The following is a 25881-nucleotide window of genomic DNA, read 5'->3' as shown; positions in this document are numbered from 1 at the left end:
GTGTCTTGGGTGTTTTATTACCATTCGTTAATTCTGTTAGAATCTAGTTTTATAAATATAAAAATTAAAATAGTAAAAGCCCAAAGTCCTGAGCCACCGTAACTAAATAAGGGCAACGGTATACCAATTGTAGGTATTAACCCCATTACCATTCCTATATTTATAAAGAAGTGAACAAAAATAATAGATGCCACACTGTAACCATAAATTCGACTAAACTGCGATTTTTGAATTTCAGCAAGGTGAAGAATACGAAGGAGTAGTAAAACAAATACAATAATGACCATAGAACTTCCCAGGAACCCCCATTCTTCCCCTACTGTACTAAAAATATAATCGGTGTGTTGTTCAGGTACAAACTTACCTGTTGTTCGCGTGCCTTCCATAAAACCTCTTCCGGTAAACCCTCCTGAACTTATTGCTTTCTCAGATTCATTTAAGTTATAGGCAAACGTTTTTTTCATTTGCTCGAGCTTATCGGGGTCTTTCTCTAATCGTAACCATAAACTAATTCGGTCTTTTTGGTGAGGCTGGAGTAAGGCATTATAAAAGAATTTAATTCCAAAGGAAATGCCAGCTGAAATCAGGAATATTAATATTAATAGGAAAACATTCGATTTCCGCTTAATCAACAGATAATATCCCAAAATAAGTAATGCTGCTACAATTGATGTGACGAGACCTCCAAATTTTAGGGATAAAATAGAAATAACAATCAGGGATATACCAATATTTAGATAATATTTTGGAAGCCCCTCTCTGTATAAGACAAAAAAGAATGCGCCATAAACAATAGTACTCCCAGTGTCATTTTGCAAAAGTACTAATACAGCTGGTATTAATATAATAATGAAAACCTGAATTTGGTCTTTAAAATTTTTAATGTTTGTATTTAAATCGCTCACAAACTTAGCCACAGCCAAAGCGGTAGCAGTTTTAGCGAATTCACTAGGTTGTATGGTCATGCCACCAATACCATACCATGATGTAGCACCGTTCACATTTTTTCCGAAAAGAAATAACCCCATCAAGGAAAGCATAGAAATGATATAAATAACACTAGAAAATCGTTCATAAAACTTAGCATCTATTGCTAGTAATAGAATGATAAGTATGAAGGTTAAAAATATGAAAATGAGTTGTTTACCATACGATTGAGAAAAATCGAAGTAATTTATTTCTTCACCAACATGAGAAGCCGAAATAATATTAATCCAACCAAAACCTGCCAAAAGCAGAAAAAGAATAATGGTTATCCAGTCAAATTTAAAATGTCTGTGCGTGTTTCGGAGCATTAATATTTTTGTTGTTAAGTTTGGCTAATTGCTTTTTTAGTGCTTTGTACTCTTCAGGACTAACTTCTTCTACAACGGCATTTCGGTTTATACCGAAAGCTTCACCGGAATAAGGTTTAGCATACTCTGGCTCTAATGTATGTTTTAGTAACCAGTCCTCTAAATCGGTACGGGTAATAGTGCCTTTTATATGTTTTTCTATAAGCAAACTTGCTACTCTTCCTGCAAATCGGCTTCCCCAATAGCCATTTTCAACAAAAACAGCTAAGGCTATTTTAGGGTTGTCTTTGGGGGCAAAAGCTACAAATATAGAGTGGTCTGTAAGCTGGGTTCTAACACTGTCTATTTTTATAAAGTTTTCAACCGTACCTGTTTTACCGCAAATCTCAATATCTTTCACTTGTAAAGCAGAGGCGGTCCCTTGTTTGTAAACTTGCAACATACCTTCAATAACGGGCTCGAAATTGGCCTTGTCTATTGTGGTGTGTTTAGGTGTTGTGAAATTTTCAGGAATGTCCTGTCCTTCAATTTTTTTTATGATATGAGGTGTATAATAATAACCTCGATTAGCAATGGCAGCGACCATGTTAGCCAACTGAATTGGTGTTGTGGCGACTTCACCTTGACCAATAGCGTTTGAAATAGTATAGGTGGAGTAAAAGGTATTTGGGTAAACGTGTTTGTAATAATCTCTATCAGGAATTCTTCCTTTTTGCCCCACATGTAAATCGTTATTTAAGAAGTTTCCTAAACCAAAGCTTTTAGCATGAGCACTCCATTTGTTTATGCCATCAGATGCATTTCCATTTTTATCAAGAATTTTTCGGTAGGCTGTGGCAAAGTAAGCGTTACACGAATGCATGATACCACCAACCATGTTGTTTCTTGTGCCGTAAGCACAGTGACAGCCCATTATTCGACCACCGTATCTATACCCCCCAGAGCAAGTTACAATTTCTTGAGGAGTGATAACGCCTTCTTGAAGCGCAATAAGTGCATTCATTAATTTAAAAGGCGACCCCGGTTCGTAAACGCCTTGTATACTTCGGTTGAATAGGGGCTTTGCAATGGTGTCTATAGATAATTTGTAATAGTTTTTAGTCCGTTCACGCCCAACCAGTAAATTGGGGTCGAAAGTAGGCGCAGCAATCATCGCAAGAATTTCACCAGAAGAAGGCTCTAAAGCAATCACGCCACCACGTTTATTTTCCATGAGCAATTCCCCGTAAGCTTGTAGATCGGCATCAATGGTTATGGTGATGTCCTTTCCCTGTTCTGGAATGGTATCATAAATCCCGTCTTTATAAGGGCCAATGTTTCTGTTAAAACGGTCTTTTTGAATAAATTTAATGCCTTTTACTCCGCGAAGGATATCTTCGTAAGAGGCCTCAACACCTTCCTTACCTTTTAAATCGCCACGCTTGTAATAGGGGTCTTTCGCAATATCCCCGGGCGTTACTTCGCTAATACTTCCTAGCACGTTGGCACCAATCGTGGTTTGGTAATGTCTTAATGACCGTTTTTGAATATAAAACCCCTCGAATTTCCGCATTTTTTCCTGTAAAACGGCATAGTCGGCTTTTGAGAGTTGCGGGATAAATACTGAGGGCAGCCTTGGGGAATAGCTATAAGCTTTTTCAAACTTATCCTTAAATGCTTGTTTGTCAATTTTTAAAAGAGAACAAAATTCCAAAGTATCTAAAGGCTTTACTTCTCTGGGAATAACCATGACATCGTACGACGGCTGGTTAGATACCAATAGTTGGCCGTTACGGTCGAAAACAAAACCGCGCTTCGGATAATCGTAAACTTTTCTAATCGCATTGTCTTCAAATAAATTATTACTATTAGGGTTGTAAATTTGAAGATAAAAGAGCCTAGAAATAAACAATAACCCTGCTAAAACGATAACGATGTAAAGCAAAAACTGTCTCATTTATTTTTTTCTACTGAAAATAATGGTTGCCAGAATACTCAATAAAATAGTAAATATACTAGAGAATAACGTTTTTTGAAGCACTAAAATTATTTTTGAAGCATTAAATATTTCTAGCGAGAACATAATAAAGTGATGAATTAATGTCATGATAGAAATGTAAGTGAACTTCGACCCGTATTCAACATTGTCAAATTTAATGGTTTGATGTTCGTACATCATACCAAATGTAGATTTTAAAATTAAGGGTCTTATATAGGCAATACATACTGAAGCAGCCGCGTGAACACCACCTGAATCCTGAAACATATCTATGGTTAGGCCTAATAAAAAGCTTAAAAATATGATGGTCATTCGGTTGTTTTTTACAGGAAAAAGTAAAATAAACAGAACGTAAGGGTAGGGGTTAATATATCCTAAAAAATTAATATGATTGCAGATAAGTACCTGAACTAATACCAATATAACAAAGCGGGTGATATTGTTGTAAAGGGTATTATTCATTAAGGTTACCGTTTAAAAGGTTTGTAATTTCATTTTTGTCAGCGTTTTCAATGATATAAATATGCTCTAGGTTGGTCATATCATTAAAAAGTTTCACATTAATCTCATAAAAATTTTCTGCTCTATCCAATTTGAAATCTTCTACAATACCTATTGGAATTCCTTTAGGAAATATAGAAGACATACCCGATGTTATAATTGTGTCGCCTTTAGCAACAGGAGCAATTTTTTGGATATCTATAAGTTGCGTGTAAGCAGGGTTTTTACCATTCCATACAAGTGACCCGTAATGGTTTGTTTTTTTTAGCTGCGCACTTATTTTAACGGTCGAATTTAAGACTGAAATTACTGTTGCATAATTTTTGCTGGTTTCATTAACAATTCCTATAATTCCGTTTGAAGAAATAACACCAAAATCTTCTTTTATGCTGTCTTTGGAGCCTTTGTTAATAAGTAATATATTGTCCGTGGCAGAATAGTTGTTTCGAATAATATTTGCCGTTGTATATTTGTATAGTTTCTCGTTAGCTAAAGTATCTAAAAAAACGCTGTCTAAATTTTGATTAGCATTATAAAGCATTTGCTTTAAACGGTTATTTTCTTTAGCTAAGATCTCATTTTGCGATTTTAAATTAAAATAGCCACTTATATTACTTACGGAATTGTAAACGCCACCGGTTAAAAAGTTTGCCGAATTGATAAACTTGCTTTTGTGGTAGGAATGGGACTGAATTGTAAAAAAAATAGAAATTCCAAACAGCAACAAGAACAACAAAAAGTTTTTGTTTCTTATTATGAAATTAATAATCTGTTGCATGTGTTATGGGCCTATTTAATCAATACGCTTTTGTATTTAGGTAAATTTTTAAGTGTAATGCCTGTGCCACGAACAACGGCTCTTAATGGGTCTTCGGCAATGTAAACTGGTAAATCTGTTTTTTGCGACAGACGTTTATCTAAGCCTCTTAACATAGAACCACCTCCGGCTAAGTAAATTCCGGTGTTGTAAATATCGGCAGCTAATTCAGGAGGTGTTTGCGAAAGGGTTTCCATAACGGCATCTTCAATTCGCAAAATGGATTTATCTAATGCTTTTGCAATTTCACGGTGTGAAATAGATACCTGTTTTGGTTTTCCTGTTAACAAATCACGCCCTTGAACGCTCATGTCGTCAGGTGGTAATTCCAAATCTTCGGTGGCCGCTCCAATTTGAATTTTAATTTTCTCAGCAGTACGTTCACCAACATATAAATTGTGTTGCGTACGCATGTAATATACTATGTCGTTTGTAAAAACATCGCCCGCAATTTTAACCGATTTGTCACATACAATGCCTCCTAAGGCAATAACTGCAATTTCGGTAGTACCACCACCTATATCCACAATCATATTTCCTTTGGGTTGCATAATGTCTACGCCTATACCAATAGCAGCGGCCATTGGTTCGTGTATTAAGTATACCTCTTTACCATTTACACGTTCGGCACTCTCTTTTACAGCACGCATTTCCACTTCGGTAATTCCTGAAGGAATACAAACTACCATACGTAATGCTGGAGTAAAAAATCGTTTTTTTAATGCCGGAATGTTTTTAATAAACATACTTATCATTTGTTCCGAGGCATCGAAATCTGCAATAACGCCGTCTTTTAATGGACGGATGGTTTTAATGTTTTCATGGGTTTTTCCTTGCATTAAACTGGCTTCTTGTCCTACGGCAATAATTTTACCAGAAACTCTGTCGCGAGCAACTATAGAAGGCGCATCAACAACAACTTTGTCGTTATGAATAATTAGGGTGTTTGCAGTACCTAAATCTATTGCAATTTCTTCGGTTAGGAAGTCAAAAAATCCCATGGGCAGTTAAATAATTAATGAGGTTTAAAACGTATCCCGTAAATGTAATAAAAGTTAATAAATATTAAGGTTTAAGTACAATCAATTTTCAATACTTAAATTCAATTATAGTTTATACGTAAGTAATTGAATTTTGGTCGTACCTAAACCCGTATAATTTTAAATTAATGTTTGAAGTGACGTGTGCCAGTAAATACCATTGCTACATCATTATCATTACAATAATCGATGCTAAGTTGGTCTTTAATCGATCCGCCTGGCTGAATGACTGCTTTAATGCCTGCTTTATTAGCAATTTCAACACAGTCTGGGAAAGGGAAAAACGCATCACTAGCCATAACCGCACCACTTAAATCAAAGTTGAATGAATTGGCTTTGTGAATGGCTTGTTCTAAGGCATCAACACGGCTTGTTTGTCCGGTTCCTCCAGCACATAATTGCTTGTTTTTTACTAATATTATGGTGTTGGATTTTGTGTGTTTACAAATTTTTGAAGCAAAAATTAAATCTTCTAATTCGCTTTGCGAAGGTTTGTTATTGGTAACATAAGTTAAACCTTTTATTGTATCAGTTACATTATTTCTATCTTGAACAAGAATACCGTTTAAACAACTTCTAACATTGGTTTGTGGTAATTCTACATCGTTACGTACAAGAATAATTCTGTTCTTTTTGCTCTTTAAAATCTCAACAGCGTCGTCTTCGAAAGCTGGAGCAATAACGACTTCGCAGAATAAACTGTTAATTTCTTCAGCAGTCGCTTTGTCAATAGTTGTGTTACTTATTAAAACACCTCCAAAGGCCGAAACAGGATCTCCTGCAAGGGCGTCAACGTAGGCTTGATGGATGGTTTCGCTTTGAGCAAATCCGCAAGCATTATTATGTTTTAAAATAGCAAATGTTGGTGCTTCACCTTTAAACTCGTTTATCAAGTTTACAGCAGCATCTACATCTAAAAGGTTATTATAACTTAATTCTTTACCATTAAGTTTAGTGAACATAGCATCGAAATCTCCAAAGAACGATCCTTTTTGGTGTGGGTTTTCTCCGTAACGCAATGCTTTACCATTTGTTTCACTAATTTTTAAAACAACCTCTTCATTATTCTGATTGAAGTAATTAAAAATAGCAGAATCGTAATGTGATGATACATTGAAGGCTTTAGTAGCGAAACGTTTTCTGTCTTCTAACGAAATACTTCCATTATTTTTAGATATGATTTCTAAGAATTCGGCATAGTCATTCACAGATGCTACACAAGTAACATCGGCAAAGTTTTTTGCGGCAGCACGAATTAATGAAATCCCTCCAATATCAATTTTTTCAATAATATCTTGTTGGCTTGCACCAGAAGCAACGGTTTTTTCAAACGGATATAAATCAACAATTACGACATCGATTTGTGGGATATCAAAATCCGCTAATTCTTTAACGTCGCTTTCATTATTTTGTCTGTTTAAAATACCTCCAAAAACTTTTGGGTGTAAGGTTTTAACGCGTCCTCCAAGAATAGATGGGTAAGAGGTAATGTCTTCAACAGGAACCACATCGATTCCTAAATCGTTAATGAATGATTGAGTTCCTCCTGTAGAATAGATGGTTACACCTTGCTCGTTTAGTTTTTTCACGATTGGCTCTAAACCGTCTTTACTAAATACTGAAATTAATGCTGATTTTACTGTTTTTTCGTTGCTCATTTTTCTAAACTAGTTATAAATTGCAAAAGTAGTTATTTTTTGCACAATAACAGGGTTAGAATTATTGAAAAAACAATCCGTTTATTTGTTTGAAATATGGAAAGGTCTTACGGTGTATTTGTAAGGTGTAAATCTACTATAATATGCTGGCTACTTTTGCACAAACAAACTCTAAAAAACGTTCGTCTTTATCTGTGAATGGGTCCGGGGTATTCGAGTCGATATCTATCTGGCCAATGTTTTGTCCGTTCACAAAAATAGGAATTACAATTTCGGCTTTTACAGTTATACTACAGGCAATGTAATTGTCTTGAGCTGACACATCGGGAACTACAAAATTTTCGTTGCTCACAGCCACTTGCCCACAAATCCCTTTGCCGAATGGAATAATAGTATGGTCTGTTGGTGCGCCAACATAGGGACCTAATTTTAATTCTTCTTTATCGCCATTTTTAAAATAAAATCCCACCCAATTGTAGTAACTAATGTTTTCTTCCAGTAATTGACAAACCTTTAATAGGCGTTCGTCTACAGTTTTTTCTGTACTTTCAATAATTGCTTCTATTTTGGTTTTTAGGATTTCAAAAATCATAATTAAAAAATTTTCGTAAAAGTATTTAAAAAGCTGTAATTTCGATACACACAGGAACAGAATTTTTTCGAAATAATTGAAAGCATTATTTATAAAATATCGGTTGGTAATACGGTTTATAATTACCTTTTTGTTCGCCTATCTGATTTTATCAATGGGTTATAAGTTTTATTTAGAATTGTCTGAAGGTTATTTGTATTATCCTGATTATTTGACTTATATAGTGGGAGAACAAAGCAAAGATTTGTTACAAGTGCTGGGGTTTCAGGTTAATATGTTGCCGCACCCTAATGAACCTTCGATTAAAGTCATTATAAATAATCAATATGTGTCTAGAATTATTGAAGGCTGTAATGGGTTTAGTGTGATTATTTTATTTGTGTCTTTTATCGCTGCATTTGCGTCAGATTTCAAAACAACTACTCTTTATGCTTTTATTGGAAGTGTGTTTATTTATGTGATTAATCTTTTTCGCATCGTATTGATAAATATTGGTCTGTACCATTATCCTAAATATCAGTCTTTATTGCACGAAATTATTTTTCCTATAATTATTTATGGGATGATGTTTTTATTGTGGATGATATGGGTAAATCGATTTTCTAAAATGAAAGATAACCATGCCTAAGATGCTGAAATATTTTTTCATTTTTCTCCTATTTATCTTGTTGGTTTTAATACGAGCATACGAGAATCAATTATTTTACGATCCGTATTTAACATTTTTTAAAAATGATTATCTGTATATTGATAGTCCGCGACGGGAAGTGTTAAAACTGGTGTTTTTTACGAGTTTGCGGTTTTGGTTAAATACGGTTATTTCTTTAGGTATTATTTATTTGTGTTTCACGGATTGGTCTATCATCAAATTCTCAATATTATTATACGCAGTATCTTTTTTGGCTTTAATTGCAGTATTTTTATATTTTGTAATTAACCCCGAACAAGACGATTATTATTTATTTTTTAATTTCAGAAGATTTTTAATTCAGCCAGTATTATTAATCTTGTTATTGCCAGCGTTTTATTACTATAACTTAAACAAGTAAAAGGATTATTAGTATTTTTTTCAGTGGAAGAAACAAAAAAAACGCCTCAAAATTAATTGAAGCGTTTCTTTTATAATGTTTTGTCTGTCGAGGCTCTCGACTACATCATGCCTGGCATTCCGCCACCACCCATTGGAGGCATAGCAGGAGCATCTTCTTTAATGTCAACTAAGGCACACTCGGTAGTTAAGATCATTCCAGAAACAGAAGCAGCATTTTCTAATGCAACGCGAGTTACTTTCTTAGGATCAATAATACCAGCTTTTAGCATGTCTACGTAAGCTTCAGACTTAGCGTCGTAACCAAAGTTGTCTTTTCCTTCTAAAACCTTATTTACTACAACACTTCCTTCACCACCTGCGTTTTCAACAATAGTACGTAAAGGTTCTTCAATGGCACGAGCTACGATTTGAACACCTGTAGTTTCGTCTAAATTTTCAGTTGTAAGCGCTTCTAAAACAGCTTTAGCACGCACAAGCGCAACACCACCACCTGCAACGATACCTTCTTCTACGGCAGCTCTAGTTGCATGTAAAGCATCATCAACACGATCCTTTTTCTCTTTCATTTCAACTTCACTAGCGGCACCAACGTAAAGTACAGCAACACCTCCAGCCAATTTAGCTAAACGTTCTTGTAATTTTTCTTTATCGTAATCGCTCGTCGTAGTTTCAATTTGAGCTTTAATTTGGTTTACACGCGCTTTGATTTGATCGGCATCACCAGAACCATTTACAATCGTTGTGTTGTCTTTGTCGATAGTCACTGTTTCAGCAGTTCCTAACATGCTTAAATCGGCATTTTCTAATGTAAATCCGCGTTCTTCAGAAATAACAGTACCACCAGTTAATATGGCAATATCTTCTAACATAGCTTTACGTCTGTCACCAAAACCAGGAGCTTTAACAGCAGCAATTTTTAAACCACCACGTAATTTGTTTACTACTAAGGTAGCTAAAGCTTGACCATCTACATCTTCAGCAACGATTACTAATGGGCGACCAGATTGAGCAACTGGCTCTAAAATTGGAAGGATTTCCTGTAAGTTAGAAATCTTTTTATCGAATAATAAAATGTATGGATTTTCTAAATCGGCAATCATTTTATCGGTGTCGGTTACAAAGTAAGGAGATAAGTATCCTCTGTCGAATTGCATACCTTCAACAACATCAACGTAAGTGTCCATACCTTTGGCTTCTTCAACAGTAATAACGCCTTCTTTACCAACTTTAGAGAAAGCTTGCGAAATTAATTCACCAATAGTATCATCGTTGTTTGCTGAAATGGCAGCAACTTGTTTGATTTTTTCTGACGAATTACCAACTTCCTGAGCTTGAGCTTCAAGGTCTTTAGTTATGGCTTCAACAGCTTTATCAATACCACGTTTTAAATCCATTGGATTCGCACCAGCAGCCACGTTTTTTAAACCTTCTTTTACAATAGATTGCGCTAATACTGTAGCTGTAGTTGTACCATCACCAGCTAAGTCGTTAGTTTTAGAAGCAACTTCTTTTACCATTTGAGCTCCCATGTTTTCAAGAGCATCTTCTAATTCTATTTCTTTTGCTACAGAAACACCATCTTTTGTTACATGAGGTGCCCCAAAACTTTTGCTGATAATTACATTACGTCCTTTAGGACCTAAAGTTACTTTCACTGCATTTGCTAATGCGTCTACACCACGTTTTAAACCGTCGCGTGCTTCAATATCAAATTTTATATCTTTTGCCATTTTGTTTTTAAGTTTAATGTTCCAAGTTTAATTAAAATTGGAATGATTTTTTACAATGTATTAATAATGATTTTTTCTGTTTTCGGAAAGACAGAGGGCTAATTAGATAATTGCTAAAATGTCACTTTCGCGCATAATTAAATAATCTTTCCCTTCTAATTTTAATTCGGTTCCAGCATATTTACCATATAAAACGGTGTCGCCAACTTGTACAGTAATAGGTTCGTCTTTGGTACCTTTTCCGGCAGCTATAACTGTTCCTCTTTGTGGCTTTTCTTTAGCGTTGTCTGGAATAATGATTCCTGAAGCAGTTTTAGTTTCAGCTGCAGCTGGTTCAATAAGAACACGGTCTGCTAATGGTTTAATGTTCAATGCCATTTGTATATATTTTTAGATTTAAAAAAATTAATGTTATCGCGAGTATTATATTCGAAAAGTATGCCAATAATGAGTAACTGACAAACTTGCAGCAATAAAAAATGCCAACTTGAAAAGTTGGCATTTTTTATATAGTAAATTAGTATGTTTTACTCAGTAGCGTCGTCAGGAGTAGCAGTGTCGTCGGTAGTTTGTACCGGATTAGGTAATGCCTGTTCCGTGGTTGCATCAGCATCTAAAGCTTTAGAGTCAGCCGTACCGTCGCCTCTGTTAATTGCCATGTTAGATAATAGGATTAAAGCTAATAAAAGAGTAGCTAAAGTCCAGGTGCTTTTATCTAAAAAGTCGGTAGTTTTTTTAACACCTCCTAATTGTTGTGTGCCGCCACCACCGAAAGAAGATGATAACCCGCCTCCCTTAGGATTTTGTACCATAATAACTACGATTAGTAAAAACGCTACTAAAACGATTAATGCTAAAAATATTGTAAACGTGCTCATTATTCTAATTTATTTTGTTCTTGTAATTGTTGTACTGCTTTAATTTGGTTTGCAAAGAAACTATTTTTTTCTGGATATTTCAAACTTAATATTTTATAAGATTGAATTGCCTTTTTGTAGTTCTTTTGTTCGACATAAATTCGAGCTAAAGTCTCTGTCATTAAGGCTTCAGGCTGTATCATTTGTGCCTTGGCTAAATTTCCTTTATTGGCTGAGGATTTAGTAGGGTTAATTTTAGGGTTTTTTTGAATGAATTTATCAATTAATTCAAATTTCTTTTCGCGTTCTAAATCATCTGAAGTATTGATTTCGCTTACAGATTCTGTGGCTAAAGGTTTCTCCTGTTCTGTTTTTATGTTTGTTGATTCTTGTTTGCGCTGAATTGGTTTAAAGCGCGTGAGCTGCAACCATTCATTAAACGAATGGGTTTCGTTTTTGTTAAATTGCAGGGGCTTGCCTAGATTGAGTATTTTTTCGGGTGTGTTATTTTCTGCTGTAGATTCAGAAGGTATTTCTTTTTTTGTGTTTGATTGATGCTCTTGATTTTTTACAGGCTCAAATAAAGCTGGGTCTAATACTCCAGTGGTATCTTTAACTTGTTGCTGTAAATTATCATCAAATTCAACACGTCGGTTTACTGAAATATCTTCATATTCCACTTCAATATTCCAAACATTACCAATGTTATGTTTTATAGATTCCGAAATTTCATTTTGTTGAAACACCTCAGAAGTAATAAACTCGAATAAAATACTTCGGTTCGTTGTGTAGGCCGCCGTAGTTTTAAGCTCTTGATTGTATTTGAAACTACTTTGATCCTTAAGACCTTTTAGGTAAACGGCACGTGCCGGTTGAAAATATGGAAATTCCTCTAATATAGATTTTACAGCTTCGGTTTGCTCGAATGTAATAGACTGCGGGTTTTGAAGGATGTATGTAAAATCGTTTTGGTTCATTAGAATACCAAATTTAAAATTTTTTTCAATTTATATTGGGCTGTTGTAAAACAGTAATTTTAAATGGTTACCATTTGGCAAGGGTAGCATTTAAAATATCTTGTGTTAAACGGTCAAATATTTCTTCGTGAGCAGTGGCTTTTTGTGCTCCAACTAGTTGGGCTGCCCCGTCGTAATCATAGAAAAATGAAAAACTTTGGTCTAAATCGTCATCTTCTTTTTTCTTATTGAAAAACCTCACTTTTACAGTAATGGTTAATCGGTTTTGTGCCGCTGTATTTTGTGAGGTTGCTGTTGTTGGAGAAATACGGTAATTGGTTATTTCACCTTCATAAGTTAAATCGCCATTGGTGGTAACTAAACTTAAATTCGTTTGGTTTTGTATTAAATCTTGTAATGCGTTTTGAAACTGTAAATCTAAGCCAGGCTCAAATAATAGCGATGTGTTCTCAAAACGATTTACCTGAAACGTTTTAACGTCTGGAGAAATTGAAATTCCAGAAAACGAATAAATACCGCAATTAACTAAAGTAAAACTAAAAGTTAAAAGTAAAAGATGGATAATATGTTTTTTCATATAATTTTAACGCTCCTCTATAAATCGTATTGTTTAATTTTCCGATATAATGTACGTTCGCTTATGCCTAATTCGGCTGCGGCTAATTTACGTTTTCCACCGTGACGTTCAAGCGATTTTTTAATTAATTCTAATTCTTTGTCTTGTAAGGATAAGGTTTCTTCTTCCTCAATTTCTTCCGCAAAATGATACTTATCGGTCACAGGGTCTGGTGCTTCACGATGAATTGTATGCTCAGGAATAGATAAAACTTCACTGCTATGCGCCGTTTCTTCTTCGTAATCGGCTTCATCGTCGTTCGATTCGTTACCGTATATTTTTTGAATTAATCCCTCATGGCTTTTTTCAACATCTTTTGTGTTGCCACTTTTCATTAATTCGAGGGTTAATTTCTTTAAATCATTTAAATCGCTTTTCATATCGAAAAGGACTTTGTATAATATTTCACGTTCACTGCTAAAATCGCTTTCCGATTTTGATGTTTTTATAACGGCAGGTAGATTTGATGAACTATTAGGTAGGTAGCTCATTAGTGTTTCAGCCGAAATCGTTCTGTTTTGCTCCAATACAGACAATTGTTCAGCAATGTTTCGAAGTTGTCTAATATTACCACTCCATCGGTGCTTTATTAATACCTGAACGGCAGAATCGCTAAGTTTGATGGTTGGCATCTTGTATTTTAGAGCAAAATCGCTAGCAAATTTTCTAAACAATAAATGAATGTCTTCCTGACGCTCGCGTAAAGGAGGCAAATGGATTTCAACTGTGCTTAAGCGGTAATATAAATCTTCCCGGAATTTTTCTTTTTCAATAGCTTCAAACATATTTACGTTTGTTGCAGCCACAATACGCACGTTTGTTTTTTGAACTTTACTCGATCCTACTTTTAAAAACTCACCATTTTCAAGCACACGAAGTAAACGTACCTGTGTGGTTAATGGCAGCTCGCCAACTTCATCTAAAAAAATGGTTCCGCCATCAGCAACTTCAAAATACCCTTCTCTAGTTTGTGTGGCTCCGGTAAAGGCGCCTTTTTCATGGCCAAACAATTCGCTGTCTATTGTTCCTTCTGGTATGGCGCCACAGTTCACAGCAATATATTTGTTGTGTTTTCTGTGTGATAACTGATGAATGATTTTAGGAATACTTTCTTTACCAACACCACTCTCGCCAGTAACTAAAACCGATATGTCGGTAGGTGCTACTTGTATGGCTTTTTCGATGGCTCGATTTAGTCCAGGCGTATTTCCTATAATGCCAAATCGTTGTTTTATAGCTTGAACAGATTCCATAGTTGCTTAGTTGTTATGCTGAAAGAAACAAGAAAAAAGACGACGTGTAATATCAATCTTTTTTCTTGTAACTTAATTCTAAAAATGTTAATTATTTTCTGAATAGCCTACCGCCTCACCAATTAATGTGGTGCTGGTACAATCGGTGATTTTTACATTTACAAAATCACCTGGTTTATAGTTGCCTTTAGGGAAAACAACTACTGTGTTTTGGCTATTTCTTCCCGACCAGTGTTCGTTTGAGCGTTTCGAAGGTTTTTCGATGAGTACCTCTTCAACTTTTCCAACATGTTCTTTGGTGCGATATAGACTATGTTCTTGTTGTAATTCGATGATTTCCTGTAAACGTCGTTTTTTAGTAGCTTCAGGAATGTCGTCTTCCATTTTTCTTTCTGCTAATGTTCCTGGGCGTTCAGAATAAGCGAACATGAAGCCGAAATCGTATTTTACATATTCCATTAAACTTAGTGTATCTTGGTGATCCTGCTCGGTTTCGGTAGGGAAACCAGAAATCATATCCTGAGAAATAGCACAGTCTGGAATTATTTTTTTGATATTATCGATTAGTTCGAAATACTCTTCTCGTGTGTGTTGGCGGTTCATCGCTTTAAGGATGTTGTTACTACCGCTTTGTACAGGAAGATGAATGTATTTGCAAATGTTTTTGTGTCTGGCCATAGATTCGATAACATCTAACGTCATATCCTGTGGATTAGATGTAGAAAAACGGAAACGCATTTTTGGGAATGCTGTTGCACACATATCTAATAGTTGTGCGAAGTTTACTGCTGTAGCTTTTTGTATATCGCTGGCTTTATCAAAGTCTTTTTTTAGTCCGCCGCCATACCAAAGGAAGCTATCAACATTTTGGCCCAATAAAGTGACTTCTTTAAAGCCTCTGTTCCATAAATCCTGAATTTCTTCAATAATACTTTGTGGGTCTCTACTGCGTTCTCTTCCGCGAGTAAATGGTACTACACAAAACGTACACATATTATCACAGCCACGAGTAATAGAAACGAAAGCAGTTACACCATTGGTGTTTAAGCGAACGGGAGCGATATCGCCATAAGTTTCTTCTTTAGAAAGAATAACGTTAATCGCGTCTCTTCCTTCTTCAACTTCGGCCAACAAGTTTGGTAAATCTTTGTAAGCATCCGGACCAACTACCAAATCTACTATTTTTTCTTCCTCTAAAAACTTGGTTTTTAAACGCTCTGCCATACAGCCTAAAACACCAACCTTCATGCCTGGGTTGTGTGATTTTTTTACCGCATTATACTTTTCTAAACGTTTACGAACGGTTTGTTCGGCTTTATCTCGAATCGAACAGGTGTTAACCAAAACTAGATCGGCATCTTCCAAACTTTGCGTCGTATTGTACCCTTGCTCGGTAAGAATTGATGCTACAATTTCACTGTCGCTAAAATTCATTTGGCAACCGTAGCTTTCAATAAAAAGTTTGCGTTTGTTGCCTTCTTTTTGGTTTAAAACCAACGTTTCGCCTTGTTTCTTTTCGTCTATAATTTTCTCCATAACTGTCTTGAACACACGTGTCTCTCAATAAGCATGCAAAGATACAATTAATTTATTGTTTATGACAAAGTGACAGTTTAATTTTATGTTCAATTTAAGAAAAGGAATTGTTTTTCTAACTACTGTTTGTTTTGGGCTTAATCAATAAATGAAGAAATTGAGTTTTCTAGGTAAGGAAATTTACTTGTTAGAGTTTCAAGTTGTACTTAAAGGAAATTTTAATCGTGTGGCTTTTAGTTGGTGATTTTTAATCTTTGCTTTCGGTGTTTTAAAATGACGTAATTTTTGTTAAATACATAGGAAAAGTGTTATTTTGAAGCTCATACTAATCAAAATTACTTAATGAATACACTTTCAAGTTTATCAGAAAAAATAGCTAAAGCCCAAACCTTGGATTTCGGTCAGATATTTAGCGATGCCTTAGAGTTGTATAAAAAAACCTGGTTGCAAGGGTTTTTAATGCAACTGTTCGCATTGATTGTTATGCTGCCTATACTTATAATATTTTATGTGCCTTTTATAGGTGTCATTATAGCGCAACAAAATAGTGGTTATGCCGATACAGAAGCTTTAGAAAACTTTATGTCTAGCATGTCGGTGCCTTATATTATTTTATTAGTGGCTTGTGTTATTGTTTTAGGGACTTTAACATATGCCTTAAATGCAGCTTTTTTTAATATTATGAAAAAACTGGATTATAATGAACAAAGTACAACTTCCGATTTTTTAGCATTTTTTAAAATGCCTTATTTGATTAAAATATTTTTATTGATGCTTGTTGCGGTGTTAATAGCAATACCTTCGGCTTTGTTATGCTATATACCGCTTATTTACACTATAGTGCCTATGTCGTTTTTTATGGCAGTTTTTGCTTTTAACCCAGATTTAAGTGTGGGCGATATAATATCCGTTAGTTTTAAATTGGGTAATAAAAAGTATTTCCTAAGCTTAGGTTTGCTTGTGCTTAGCTATTTGTGTATTCTGGTATTGTCATTTGTAACTTGTGGGGTGGGAGGTTTGTTTATTCAATCGTTCTTGTTTCATCCTACTTACTTAATTTATAAAAATGTTATAGGATTTAACGAAGCCCATGTAATTGATCAAATTGGGGAGACAACAGAGTAAAAATAATGCATATAAAGCAGGTTTATTAATTGGAACAAATCTGCTTTTGTATATTTAAATGGCTTAGAAATGGTCTGAAATTAGGTAGATAAACTTTTTTTCACATACATTTGTAGCCTCAAAAAATGGAAGTATGGCGAAGAATTTAGTAATCGTAGAGTCACCTGCTAAGGCAAAAACTATCGAAAAATTTTTAGGTAAAGATTTTAAGGTAGAGTCAAGTTTTGGGCATATTGCCGATTTGCCTTCTAAAGAATTAGGGGTAGATGTGGATGGTGATTTTAGTCCGAAATATGAAGTTTCTAAAGATAAAAAATCAGTTGTTAAAAAACTGAAAGACCTAGCTAAGGGAGCCGAAATGGTTTGGTTGGCCAGTGATGAAGACCGCGAGGGAGAGGCCATAGCATGGCACTTGGCGGAAACTTTAAAATTGGATAAAAACAAAACGAAACGTATTGTATTTCATGAAATTACTAAAACAGCGATTCAAAAAGCCATTGAAAACCCGAGAGGAATAGATTACGATTTGGTAGATGCGCAACAAGCGCGACGTATTTTAGATCGTATTGTAGGGTACGAATTATCTCCAGTGCTTTGGCGTAAGGTTAAAGGAGGTTTGTCGGCTGGTCGCGTGCAGTCGGTGTCGGTACGTTTAATTGTTGAACGTGAAAGAGATATTCAAAACTTTACACCTGAAGCTTCATATAGAATTGATGCTGAATTTTCAAATGAAAATGGACAGGTTTTTAAAGCGAAACTTCCAAAAACATTTGCGACAAAGGAAGAGGCTCAGGCCTTTTTAGAGTCTAATGCCACAGCCGATTTTAAAGTCGATAATTTAGATAAAAAACCAGCTAAAAAATCACCTGCAGCACCATTTACTACGTCAACCTTACAACAGGAAGCTTCGCGAAAACTTTACTTTTCGGTAAGCAAAACCATGACTTTAGCACAGCGTCTCTATGAGTCGGGGTTAATAACATACATGAGAACCGATAGTGTAAACTTATCGGATGAAGCTCGAAAGGGTGCGCAGGAAGAAATTGAAAAAGCGTTCGGGTCTAAATACAGTAAACCTAGAAATTATGTAGGTAAAACTAAAGGGGCACAGGAAGCTCACGAAGCTATTAGGCCTACAAGTTTTGCTACGCATTCCGTAGATTTAGATAGAGATCAAGCGCGGTTATATGATTTGATCTGGAAACGTGCTATTGCTTCGCAAATGAGTGAAGCACAATTAGAGCGTACCAATGTTAAAATAAGCGCAACAACACATAACGAGTTGTTTACGGCAAACGGTGAGGTTATAACATTCGACGGATTTTTAAAAGTGTATTTAGAAGGTACAGATGACGAAGACGTAGAACAAGATGGTATGTTGCCAGCTATGCGCGAGGGAGAAGCCTTGTTAAATAAGTACATTACAGCTACCGAACGTTATTCGCGTCCACCAGCACGATACACAGAGGCTTCTTTGGTTAAAAAGTTAGAGGAGTTAGGTATTGGACGCCCCTCTACTTATGCGCCAACTATTTCAACAATCCAAAATCGTAACTATGTAGAAAAGGGAACGGTTGATGGAACGGAACGAGATTATACACAAATAACATTAACAGACGGCTTAGTAAAATCAAAAGTGTTAACAGAAAAAGTGGGATCTGATAAAGGTAAATTAGTGCCAACCGATATTGGTATGATTGTAACCGACTTTTTAGTAAATCATTTCGAATATATTTTAGATTATAATTTTACGGCAAAAGTAGAAGAGGATTTTGATGATATTGCTGAAGGAAAAGTAGATTGGTCTAAAATGATGAAAGATTTCTATAAGGACTTTCATCCGCAAGTACAAGATGTTCAGGAAAATGCCGACAGAGAATCCGGAGAGCGTATTCTAGGGGTTGATCCAAATACAGGAAAACAAGTAAGTGTACGTTTAGGGAAATTTGGACCAATGGTTCAAATAGGAACTGCCGATGATGAAGAGAAACCGCAATTTGCCAGCTTAAGTCCGGATCAGCAGTTAAATACCATTACTTACGAAGAAGCTATGGATTTATTTCAGCTTCCAAAAACATTAGGGACTTACGAAGGTGAAACTATAGAAGTTAATAATGGACGTTTTGGGCCTTATGTGAAATTTGGTTCTTCGTTTGTTTCGCTTCCTAAAGGGCAAGACCCGTTAAGTGTTGAGCTAGAAGATGCCATTGAACTTATTAAGGAAAAACAAAAGGCCGACGCGCCAATCTATCATTATAAAGAATTACCGGTGCAAAAAGGTAAAGGTCGTTTTGGGCCATTTATAAAGTGGAACAATATGTTTATTAACGTAAACAAAAAGTACGACTGGGATAATTTATCAGAAGAGGATATTGTAGAACTTATCGAAACCAAAATTCAAAAGGAAATAGATAAAGTGGTGCATAACTGGGAAGACGAAGGTATTAAGGTAGAGAAAGCACGTTGGGGCAGGCATAACGTTATAAAAGGTAAGATTAAGGTTGAGTTGGCTAAAACCGTAGATGTTTCTGAAATGACTTTAGATGAAGCTAAAGCTATAATAGAGGCTAATGCTCCCAAAAAGAAAACTGCTAAAAAAACCACAAAGAAAAAAGCAAGTACCAAGAAAAAGTAAGCTTAAGGTTAAGTAAAATATAATTATCAATTTCTTAGTTCGATAAATTATAATTATTGGTAGTTTATTTTTATGTTTACAATGTAGAATAATTCATTTATTTAAAGATATTTGTAAGTATTCTAATAAAAATAACTAATCAATACCCTACTTTGCCCGCATGACCTTGGATTTTTTCTCGCCTGTTTCAGATTTAGTTTTGGCTCATAATGAGTTGTTATCTCCACAGGCGTTAGGTAAAAAGATTAAAATTCATTCTGAAAAGAAAGGCTTTCCTGAATTAGGAGATGTTAGTATCGTTGTTTTTGGGGTTCTCGAAAATAGAAACGATGTTAATTACATAGGAGAGGTTTTTCAGTTAAACGAAATCCGTAAAATATTTTATAGCTTATTTCCTGGTAGTTGGAATACGGTAATTGCAGATCTCGGCGATATTAAGGCTGGCGAAACTGTTGAAGATACATATTTTGCTTTAAAAACTACAGTTTGTGAGCTAGTAAAGCAAAACATTATTCCTGTTATAATAGGAGGAAGTCAGGATTTAACCTATGCCATGTATCGCGCCTACGATACGTTACAGTCTATGGTAAACTTAGTGAGTGTAGATGCTAAGTTCGATTTAGGTGATTCTTCAAAGCCAATGAAAAATAATAGCTTCGTTGGAAAAATTATTCTGGATGAGCCATACAATCTTTTTAATTATGCTACGGTAGGTTATCAAACTTATTTTAATTCACAGGAGGAAAAAGATTTAATGGATAATCTGTATTTCGAGTCGTATAGATTGGGAGAGATTTCCAATAACGTAACTTTAGTTGAGCCGGTTATGCGTGATGCGAATGTGGTGAGTGTCGATTTAAATGTAGTACAGGGTTCAGAAGTGAGTTTGAAACAGAAATTTTCGCCAAATGGACTTAATGGTAAGGAAATATGTGCTGTTGCAAGATATGCTGGTATAAGTAATAAGGTGTCGTCGTTTGGAGTATTCGAATATAAACCCTCTAAGGATGATGAAATGACCAGTATGTTAGTTTCTCAAATATTATGGTATTTTATTGAAGGAGTTAATTGTAGAATTAACGACGAAGATTTTTCAGATGATAGGTCTTATCAAAAGTTTATAACATTGGTAGAGGATCAGGAATTAGTGTTTTATAAAAGTAATATGACTGGTAGATGGTGGATTGAGATTCCTTTTTTATCAAATGTTAATAATAAATTAAAAAGACATACGTTATTACCATGCATGCATCAAGATTATATTGATGCGTGCGAAAATAAAGTTCCGGAACGTTGGTATAAGGCGTTTCAAAAGAATAGTATTTAACATTTTTAACTAGTTAAACGACTCAATTCATCGTTGAAATGCTAAATTTTTACGATGAAACGTAAATTTTTCCTGTAAAAAGTTGTTTTTTAAAAAATATATAGATATGTTTACGCTTTCAAAAATGAAGCTTATATAATTAACCTCGAGTTTTCTATGGATATGAAGAAGTTTATTTTATTAACCGCAGTAATGACTTTGCTTGCTAGTTGCGGCTCTAACGATAAGGGTGAGCTAGTGGGTGTACAAGGGAAAAAATGGCATCCAGAAAAGCCATATGGTATGGAATTAATTCCAGGTGGTGCATTTATTATGGGTAAAGCCGACGATGATTTAGCTGGTGTTCAGGATGCTCCTGCAAAAACAGTTACCGTTCGCGCTTTCTATATGGATGCAACCGAAATAACAAATAGCGAATATCGTCAGTTTGTGAACTGGGTTAGAGATTCGATAGTGAGAACCAAGTTAGCTATTTTAGCAGATGAGGTTGGTAAAGTGCCTGACGATGGTGGTATTGGTGAGTATGCATTTAAAGATGCCGATACAGCTAATATGACGGTTTACGAAAAATATATGTTCGAAAACTACACTGGTTTAGGTCCAACAGGTTATGAAGGGCGTAAATTAAACAAAGACATCGATTTAGTTTACGATACATCTGAATATCCTGATGAATTTTACGCAGAGGTTATGGATACCATGTATTTGCCAATGGAAGAATCGTATAATGGTCAACGTACCTGGGATGTAAAGAAATTTAAATTCCAATATAATTATATGGATATTCAAGAAGCGGCTCAAAATAGAGGTATTAAGCGCAGCGATGTAATAAAGAAAGAAGAAATTGAAGTATACCCCGATACTACGGTATGGATTAGAGACTTCGCGTATTCTTATAATGAACCCATGCATAACGATTATTTCTGGCATGATGCCTACAGCGATTACCCAGTTGTGGGGGTTACCTGGAAGCAGGCAAAAGCATTTTGTGAATGGAGAACAATTAATAAAAATTCTTATCAAAAGTCGAGAAGTGGTGCTCAAATGGTAAACCGATTTAGATTACCATCGGAAGCTGAGTGGGAATACGCTGCTCGTGGAGGTCTGCAAGCTGCAACTTATCCTTGGGGTGGTCCATATACAAAAAGTGATAGAGGTTGTTTCATGGCTAATTTCAAGCCGGTACGTGGCGATTATGCTGCCGACCAGGCCTTATATACTGTAGAAGCTAAATCTTACGAGCCTAACGATTACAATCTATATAATATGGCAGGAAATGTTGCCGAGTGGGTAAATGCATCATACGATCCTTCGTCTTACGAGTATACATCAACTATAAATCCAAATGTTAACGATTATAATAACCAAAGAAAAGTAGTTCGTGGCGGGTCTTGGAAAGATGTAGCGTACTATTTACAGGTAAGCTCAAGAGATTTTGAGTACGCAGATTCAGCTAGAAGCTACATTGGTTTCAGAACCGTTCAGGATTACATGGGAACTCAAGTAACAGGTAAATAATAAAGTACTATATAAACTTAATTAACTAATCATTAATATCAACCTTTTAATTAACCTACTTAAGTAATTTATTACTTAACAAAAAAATCAAAATTATGGCACAGTCAAAAGCAAGTAAAAAGTTCATGAATATGGCTTACGGATTAGGAGCGGCAATTGTAATTATTGGAGCCCTTTTCAAAATTACACACATGGAGTTTGGACCTATAACAGGTAATTTAATGTTAACCTTGGGTCTTGTTACCGAAGCTATTATTTTCGCATTATCAGCGTTCGAACCCGTAGAGAGTGATTTAGATTGGTCGTTAGTTTACCCTGAATTAGCAGGTGGAGAATCGACAACTAAAGGAAAGAAAGACGAAAGCGCTCAAGGCTTATTATCTAAAAAATTAGACGATTTATTAAAAGAAGCGAAAATAGACGGCGAATTAATGTCTAGCTTAGGAGAAAGTATTAAAAATTTCGAAGGTGCTGCAAAAAGTATGTCTTCTAGTGCCAACGGAATCGAAGCTTCTAAGAAATACAGTGAAGAATTATCGTTAGCTGCAGCTCAAATGGAATCTTTAAATAGCCTTTATAAAGTGCAATTAGAAAGCATTAGTAAACAAGCTACTATTAATCAGGAGCAAGTAGAAAATGCAGCTAAGTTAAAAGAGCAAATGCAATCTTTAGCGTCTAACTTATCTTCATTAAATGGAGTATATGGCGGGATGTTATCTGCAATGAACAAAAACTAATTAGGGGAATCTAATTTTTAATTAACCAAAAACCTAATTAGATATGGCATCAGGAAATTTATCACCCAGACAGAAGATGATTAATCTGATGTATTTAATCTTCATTGCGATGTTAGCATTAAATATGTCAAAAGAAGTGCTTTCTGCCTTCGGATTAATGAACGAAAAATTAAGCGAGTCTAACGAAGCAACTACTATGCGTAATGCAAGTTTTATGGCGAGCTTAGAGCAAAAGGCAACAGATCAAAAAGAAAAATATGAGCCTTTAAAAATAAAAGCTCAGCAAATCGATAAACTAGCTTCAGATTTTGATAGCTATTTAGAAGAGCTTAAAAGTAAAATGGCCGCGACTGTTGATGATCCAACCGATTATGAAATTATGGATAAAGGAGATTACCTAGATCAAAATTTCTTTAAAGGCGATAAACTTAAACCAGAAGGTGAAGAGTTTTTAAATCAAATAGCTACTTTTAGAGACGGTGTTGTAGGCGTTTTAGAAGGGCAAGCAGGAATGGAATCCGTAATTAAAGATGTAAAAGATAAATTTAATACAGATCCAGTAAAAAACCGGGACGGTATAAAGATCGATTGGTTAGATTATCACTACAAAGGTTTCCCTCTTGTAGCATCATTAACTAAAATGACTCAGATGCAAGCTGATATCAAAACAACCGAGTCTGAAATGTTATCTAAAATGTTGCAAGGAACTTTAACAGCTGAGGTGTCTATGACCAATTATACAACTCTAATGGAAACTTCAAAAGCCGCTTATTTTAACGGTGAAACATTTGATGGAGCTATTGTATTAGGTCGTAAAGATGCAACAACAAAGCCAAGTAGAGTTGAGTTAACTTTAGATGGTGTTAAATTAACAGAAAATCAGTATTCAATAGAGGATGGTCGTGTAAAATTAAATGTTGGAACAGGAAGACCAGGAGAACATAAAATTGAAGGAAAATTAATTTTCGCTCAAGATGGCGAAGATATTGAAGTTCCAGTATCACAATCGTTCGCAACTGTTTCTAAACCTAATGCAGCAACTATTTCGGCCGATAAGATGAATGTGGTTTATCGTGGTGTTAAAAACCCAATGACCATTTCGTTTGCTGGAATCGCAGATAATAATGTAAATGCTTCGGCACAAGGTTTAAGCCGTGTTAGTGGTAGTAAATATGTAATGGATGCTACAAGAATTCAAGGTAGAGAAGTTACAATTAACGTATCAGGTACATTGCCGGATGGTCAAAAAGTTGGAGATAGAGCAACCTTTAGAATTAAAGATTTACCAAAACCTACAGGAACGGTTAGGGGAGAAGATGGAGCTATAAAAATGCAACGTCAATCTTTAGAGATATCTACCATAGGAGCTAAGTTCGACGATTTCGATTTCGAATTACCATTACGCGTAACAGGATTTATGTTTAAAGTTCCTGGACAACCTACAATTAATGTAAGTGGAAATAAATTAGATAGTAGAGCTAAATCTGCATTACGTAAAGCTAAGCGCGGATCAGATGTTCAAATATTCAACATCGAAGCTAAAGCTAGTGGTGTAAGTGTGATTCTTAAAAAAGTATCGCCTGTAATTATTGAGCTTACTAACTAATTAATAGTTAAAAATATCATATCATATCCATATGCAAGTATGGATATGATATAAAATAAAGAGCCTAGTTGAATTTCAACTATTGAAAAATAAAACCAAAGCGCATGAATTTAAAAAGTTTTTTATTAACCGTAACAACTGTTTTTACAGTGTCGAGTGTATTTGCTCAAGCAAATATCCTTAATGCAAAAAGCCCCGAAGAGATAGGAGTAAGAACAGAAGCTCAAAAAGCTATTGATAATGATAAGCCCTTAGAATATGGTTATGTAGACGATAGAGACATACTTTATTCGAAAATGGTTTGGGAAAAAATCGTGCTTGACGAGCGCGTTAATTTTCCTTTATATTATCCGATAGATACTAATAATATTGGTAGTGATAGACGCTCATTATACGATGTGCTTATGAAGAACATTAAAAATGGGAGAATAAAAAATATCTACGATGATTCATACTTTAAATCTAAGCGTACCTTAGATGATATTCAAGCAGCATTGGCTAAAGTAGATACTACAGAGTTAGGTATCGAACAAATTAATGCGGGCGAAGAATTATCTGCAGAATATATTGATAGACGAGATATAACTGCGGCCGATATAGTTGAGTATCGTATTAAAGGTCTTTGGTATTTTGATAAACGTCAGGCAGAGTTAAAATACCGTTTATTAGGTATTGCGCCTGTGGCTCCGGATGTTAATTTTATAGATTCTGAAACACCTGATTTAGTAGAGTTGTTCTGGGTTTTCTTCCCAGATGCTCGAGAGGTGTTACACGAAGCCAAATCGTTTAATAACAAGAATAGTTCGATGCCATTCTCGTTTGACCATGTTTTAAACTCTAGGCGTTTTAATGCAATAATTTATAAGGAAGAAAACGTACAACAGGATAGGGCTATTAACGAATATGTAACCGATAATGCGCTGATGCAGTTATTAGAATCTGAACGTATAAAAGAAAAAATTCGAGATTTTGAATTAGATATGTGGACGTATTAATTCACATCACAATAAAATAAAGAAGCCTGCTTATTTA

Annotated in this window: 23 protein-coding genes; 9 read left to right on the top strand and 14 right to left on the bottom strand. The window is 35.2% G+C overall.

The window, feature by feature from the left end:
* Nucleotides 1-17 precede the first annotated feature (17 nt).
* The 7 genes from rodA to ICJ83_RS11965 all read right to left on the bottom strand — a co-directional run bounded on the left by rodA (nucleotide 18) and on the right by ICJ83_RS11965 (nucleotide 7881).
* Nucleotides 18-1295, bottom strand: coding sequence for a rod shape-determining protein RodA (rodA, locus tag ICJ83_RS11995; protein ID WP_188230647.1), 1278 nt, complete (start codon nucleotides 1293-1295; stop codon nucleotides 18-20).
* A complete protein-coding gene (gene mrdA, locus ICJ83_RS11990; protein ID WP_188230646.1) occupies nucleotides 1267-3231 on the bottom strand; it encodes a penicillin-binding protein 2 in 1965 nt (654 codons plus the stop codon). Before mrdA ends, rodA begins: the two co-directional genes overlap by 29 nt.
* Nucleotides 3232-3735 carry a rod shape-determining protein MreD gene (locus ICJ83_RS11985; protein ID WP_188230645.1) on the bottom strand — a complete coding sequence of 168 codons (504 nt, stop codon included), beginning with the start codon at nucleotides 3733-3735 and terminating at the stop codon, nucleotides 3232-3234.
* A complete protein-coding gene (gene mreC, locus ICJ83_RS11980) occupies nucleotides 3728-4552 on the bottom strand; it encodes a rod shape-determining protein MreC (RefSeq protein ID WP_188230644.1) in 825 nt (274 codons plus the stop codon). Before mreC ends, ICJ83_RS11985 begins: the two co-directional genes overlap by 8 nt.
* An 11-nt stretch (nucleotides 4553-4563) precedes the next feature.
* Complete coding sequence (locus ICJ83_RS11975) at nucleotides 4564-5592, bottom strand: rod shape-determining protein (RefSeq protein WP_188230643.1); 1029 nt, start codon at nucleotides 5590-5592, stop codon at nucleotides 4564-4566.
* A 164-nt stretch (nucleotides 5593-5756) separates the two neighbouring features.
* Nucleotides 5757-7289 carry a bifunctional phosphoribosylaminoimidazolecarboxamide formyltransferase/IMP cyclohydrolase gene (gene purH, locus ICJ83_RS11970; protein WP_188230642.1) on the bottom strand — a complete coding sequence of 511 codons (1533 nt, stop codon included), beginning with the start codon at nucleotides 7287-7289 and terminating at the stop codon, nucleotides 5757-5759.
* A 136-nt stretch (nucleotides 7290-7425) separates the two neighbouring features.
* Nucleotides 7426-7881: a GAF domain-containing protein gene (locus tag ICJ83_RS11965; RefSeq protein ID WP_188230641.1), complete on the bottom strand. Its 456-nt coding sequence runs from the start codon at nucleotides 7879-7881 to the stop codon at nucleotides 7426-7428.
* 76 nt (nucleotides 7882-7957) lie between these two features.
* On the opposite strand from ICJ83_RS11965, the gene xrtF reads away from it, so the two are divergent.
* Nucleotides 7958-8509, top strand: coding sequence for an exosortase family protein XrtF (gene xrtF / locus ICJ83_RS11960; protein ID WP_188230640.1), 552 nt, complete (start codon nucleotides 7958-7960; stop codon nucleotides 8507-8509).
* Complete coding sequence (locus ICJ83_RS11955) at nucleotides 8502-8930, top strand: exosortase F system-associated membrane protein (RefSeq protein WP_188230639.1); 429 nt, start codon at nucleotides 8502-8504, stop codon at nucleotides 8928-8930. The genes xrtF and ICJ83_RS11955 overlap by 8 nt, the downstream gene beginning before the upstream one ends.
* 100 nt (nucleotides 8931-9030) lie before the next feature.
* Here the strand turns inward: ICJ83_RS11955 and groL are convergent, their stop codons facing one another.
* From groL to miaB, 7 genes are all read right to left on the bottom strand, one after another.
* Nucleotides 9031-10662 (bottom strand): chaperonin GroEL, encoded by a 1632-nt coding sequence (gene groL / locus ICJ83_RS11950; RefSeq protein ID WP_188230638.1) that lies wholly within the window; start codon nucleotides 10660-10662, stop codon nucleotides 9031-9033.
* Between the two features lie 102 nt (nucleotides 10663-10764).
* The gene (locus ICJ83_RS11945) at nucleotides 10765-11040 is read right to left on the bottom strand and encodes a co-chaperone GroES (protein WP_188216614.1); all 276 of its coding nucleotides are present in this window, start codon (nucleotides 11038-11040) and stop codon (nucleotides 10765-10767) included.
* Between the two features lie 149 nt (nucleotides 11041-11189).
* On the bottom strand, nucleotides 11190-11540 hold the full coding sequence (gene secG / locus ICJ83_RS11940) for a preprotein translocase subunit SecG (RefSeq protein WP_188230637.1): 351 nt from the start codon (nucleotides 11538-11540) through the stop codon (nucleotides 11190-11192).
* Complete coding sequence (locus ICJ83_RS11935) at nucleotides 11540-12496, bottom strand: hypothetical protein (RefSeq protein ID WP_188230636.1); 957 nt, start codon at nucleotides 12494-12496, stop codon at nucleotides 11540-11542. The genes secG and ICJ83_RS11935 overlap by 1 nt, the downstream gene beginning before the upstream one ends.
* A 67-nt stretch (nucleotides 12497-12563) precedes the next feature.
* A complete protein-coding gene (locus tag ICJ83_RS11930) occupies nucleotides 12564-13073 on the bottom strand; it encodes an LptE family protein (RefSeq protein ID WP_188230635.1) in 510 nt (169 codons plus the stop codon).
* A 17-nt stretch (nucleotides 13074-13090) separates the two neighbouring features.
* Nucleotides 13091-14365 (bottom strand): sigma-54 interaction domain-containing protein, encoded by a 1275-nt coding sequence (locus tag ICJ83_RS11925; protein ID WP_188230634.1) that lies wholly within the window; start codon nucleotides 14363-14365, stop codon nucleotides 13091-13093.
* A gap of 87 nt (nucleotides 14366-14452) precedes the next feature.
* Complete coding sequence (gene miaB, locus ICJ83_RS11920; protein ID WP_188230633.1) at nucleotides 14453-15901, bottom strand: tRNA (N6-isopentenyl adenosine(37)-C2)-methylthiotransferase MiaB; 1449 nt, start codon at nucleotides 15899-15901, stop codon at nucleotides 14453-14455.
* Between the two features lie 342 nt (nucleotides 15902-16243).
* Here miaB and ICJ83_RS11915 point away from each other — a divergent pair, with 342 nt between their 5' ends.
* From ICJ83_RS11915 to porN, 7 genes are all read left to right on the top strand, one after another.
* A complete protein-coding gene (locus ICJ83_RS11915) occupies nucleotides 16244-17026 on the top strand; it encodes a hypothetical protein (RefSeq protein ID WP_188230632.1) in 783 nt (260 codons plus the stop codon).
* Between the two features lie 133 nt (nucleotides 17027-17159).
* Entirely contained in the window at nucleotides 17160-19661 is a 2502-nt protein-coding gene (gene topA, locus ICJ83_RS11910; RefSeq protein WP_188230631.1) for a type I DNA topoisomerase, read from the top strand.
* 160 nt (nucleotides 19662-19821) lie between these two features.
* Nucleotides 19822-20988, top strand: coding sequence for a formimidoylglutamase (locus ICJ83_RS11905; RefSeq protein WP_188230630.1), 1167 nt, complete (start codon nucleotides 19822-19824; stop codon nucleotides 20986-20988).
* A 162-nt stretch (nucleotides 20989-21150) separates the two neighbouring features.
* Nucleotides 21151-22506 carry a T9SS ring complex lipoprotein PorK/GldK gene (gene porK, locus ICJ83_RS11900; protein WP_188230629.1) on the top strand — a complete coding sequence of 452 codons (1356 nt, stop codon included), beginning with the start codon at nucleotides 21151-21153 and terminating at the stop codon, nucleotides 22504-22506.
* A 95-nt stretch (nucleotides 22507-22601) separates the two neighbouring features.
* On the top strand, nucleotides 22602-23243 hold the full coding sequence (gene porL, locus ICJ83_RS11895) for a type IX secretion system motor protein PorL/GldL (RefSeq protein ID WP_188230628.1): 642 nt from the start codon (nucleotides 22602-22604) through the stop codon (nucleotides 23241-23243).
* Nucleotides 23244-23286: 43 nt separating this feature from the next.
* Complete coding sequence (porM, locus tag ICJ83_RS11890; RefSeq protein ID WP_188230627.1) at nucleotides 23287-24849, top strand: type IX secretion system motor protein PorM/GldM; 1563 nt, start codon at nucleotides 23287-23289, stop codon at nucleotides 24847-24849.
* A 104-nt stretch (nucleotides 24850-24953) separates the two neighbouring features.
* Nucleotides 24954-25844 (top strand): type IX secretion system ring subunit PorN/GldN, encoded by an 891-nt coding sequence (gene porN, locus ICJ83_RS11885; protein ID WP_188230626.1) that lies wholly within the window; start codon nucleotides 24954-24956, stop codon nucleotides 25842-25844.
* Nucleotides 25845-25881 lie beyond the last annotated feature (37 nt).

Source organism: Aestuariibaculum sediminum, from assembly GCF_014596945.1.
Taxonomy (GTDB): domain Bacteria; phylum Bacteroidota; class Bacteroidia; order Flavobacteriales; family Flavobacteriaceae; genus Aestuariibaculum; species Aestuariibaculum sediminum.
This window is presented reverse-complemented; position numbering and strand designations above follow the sequence as displayed.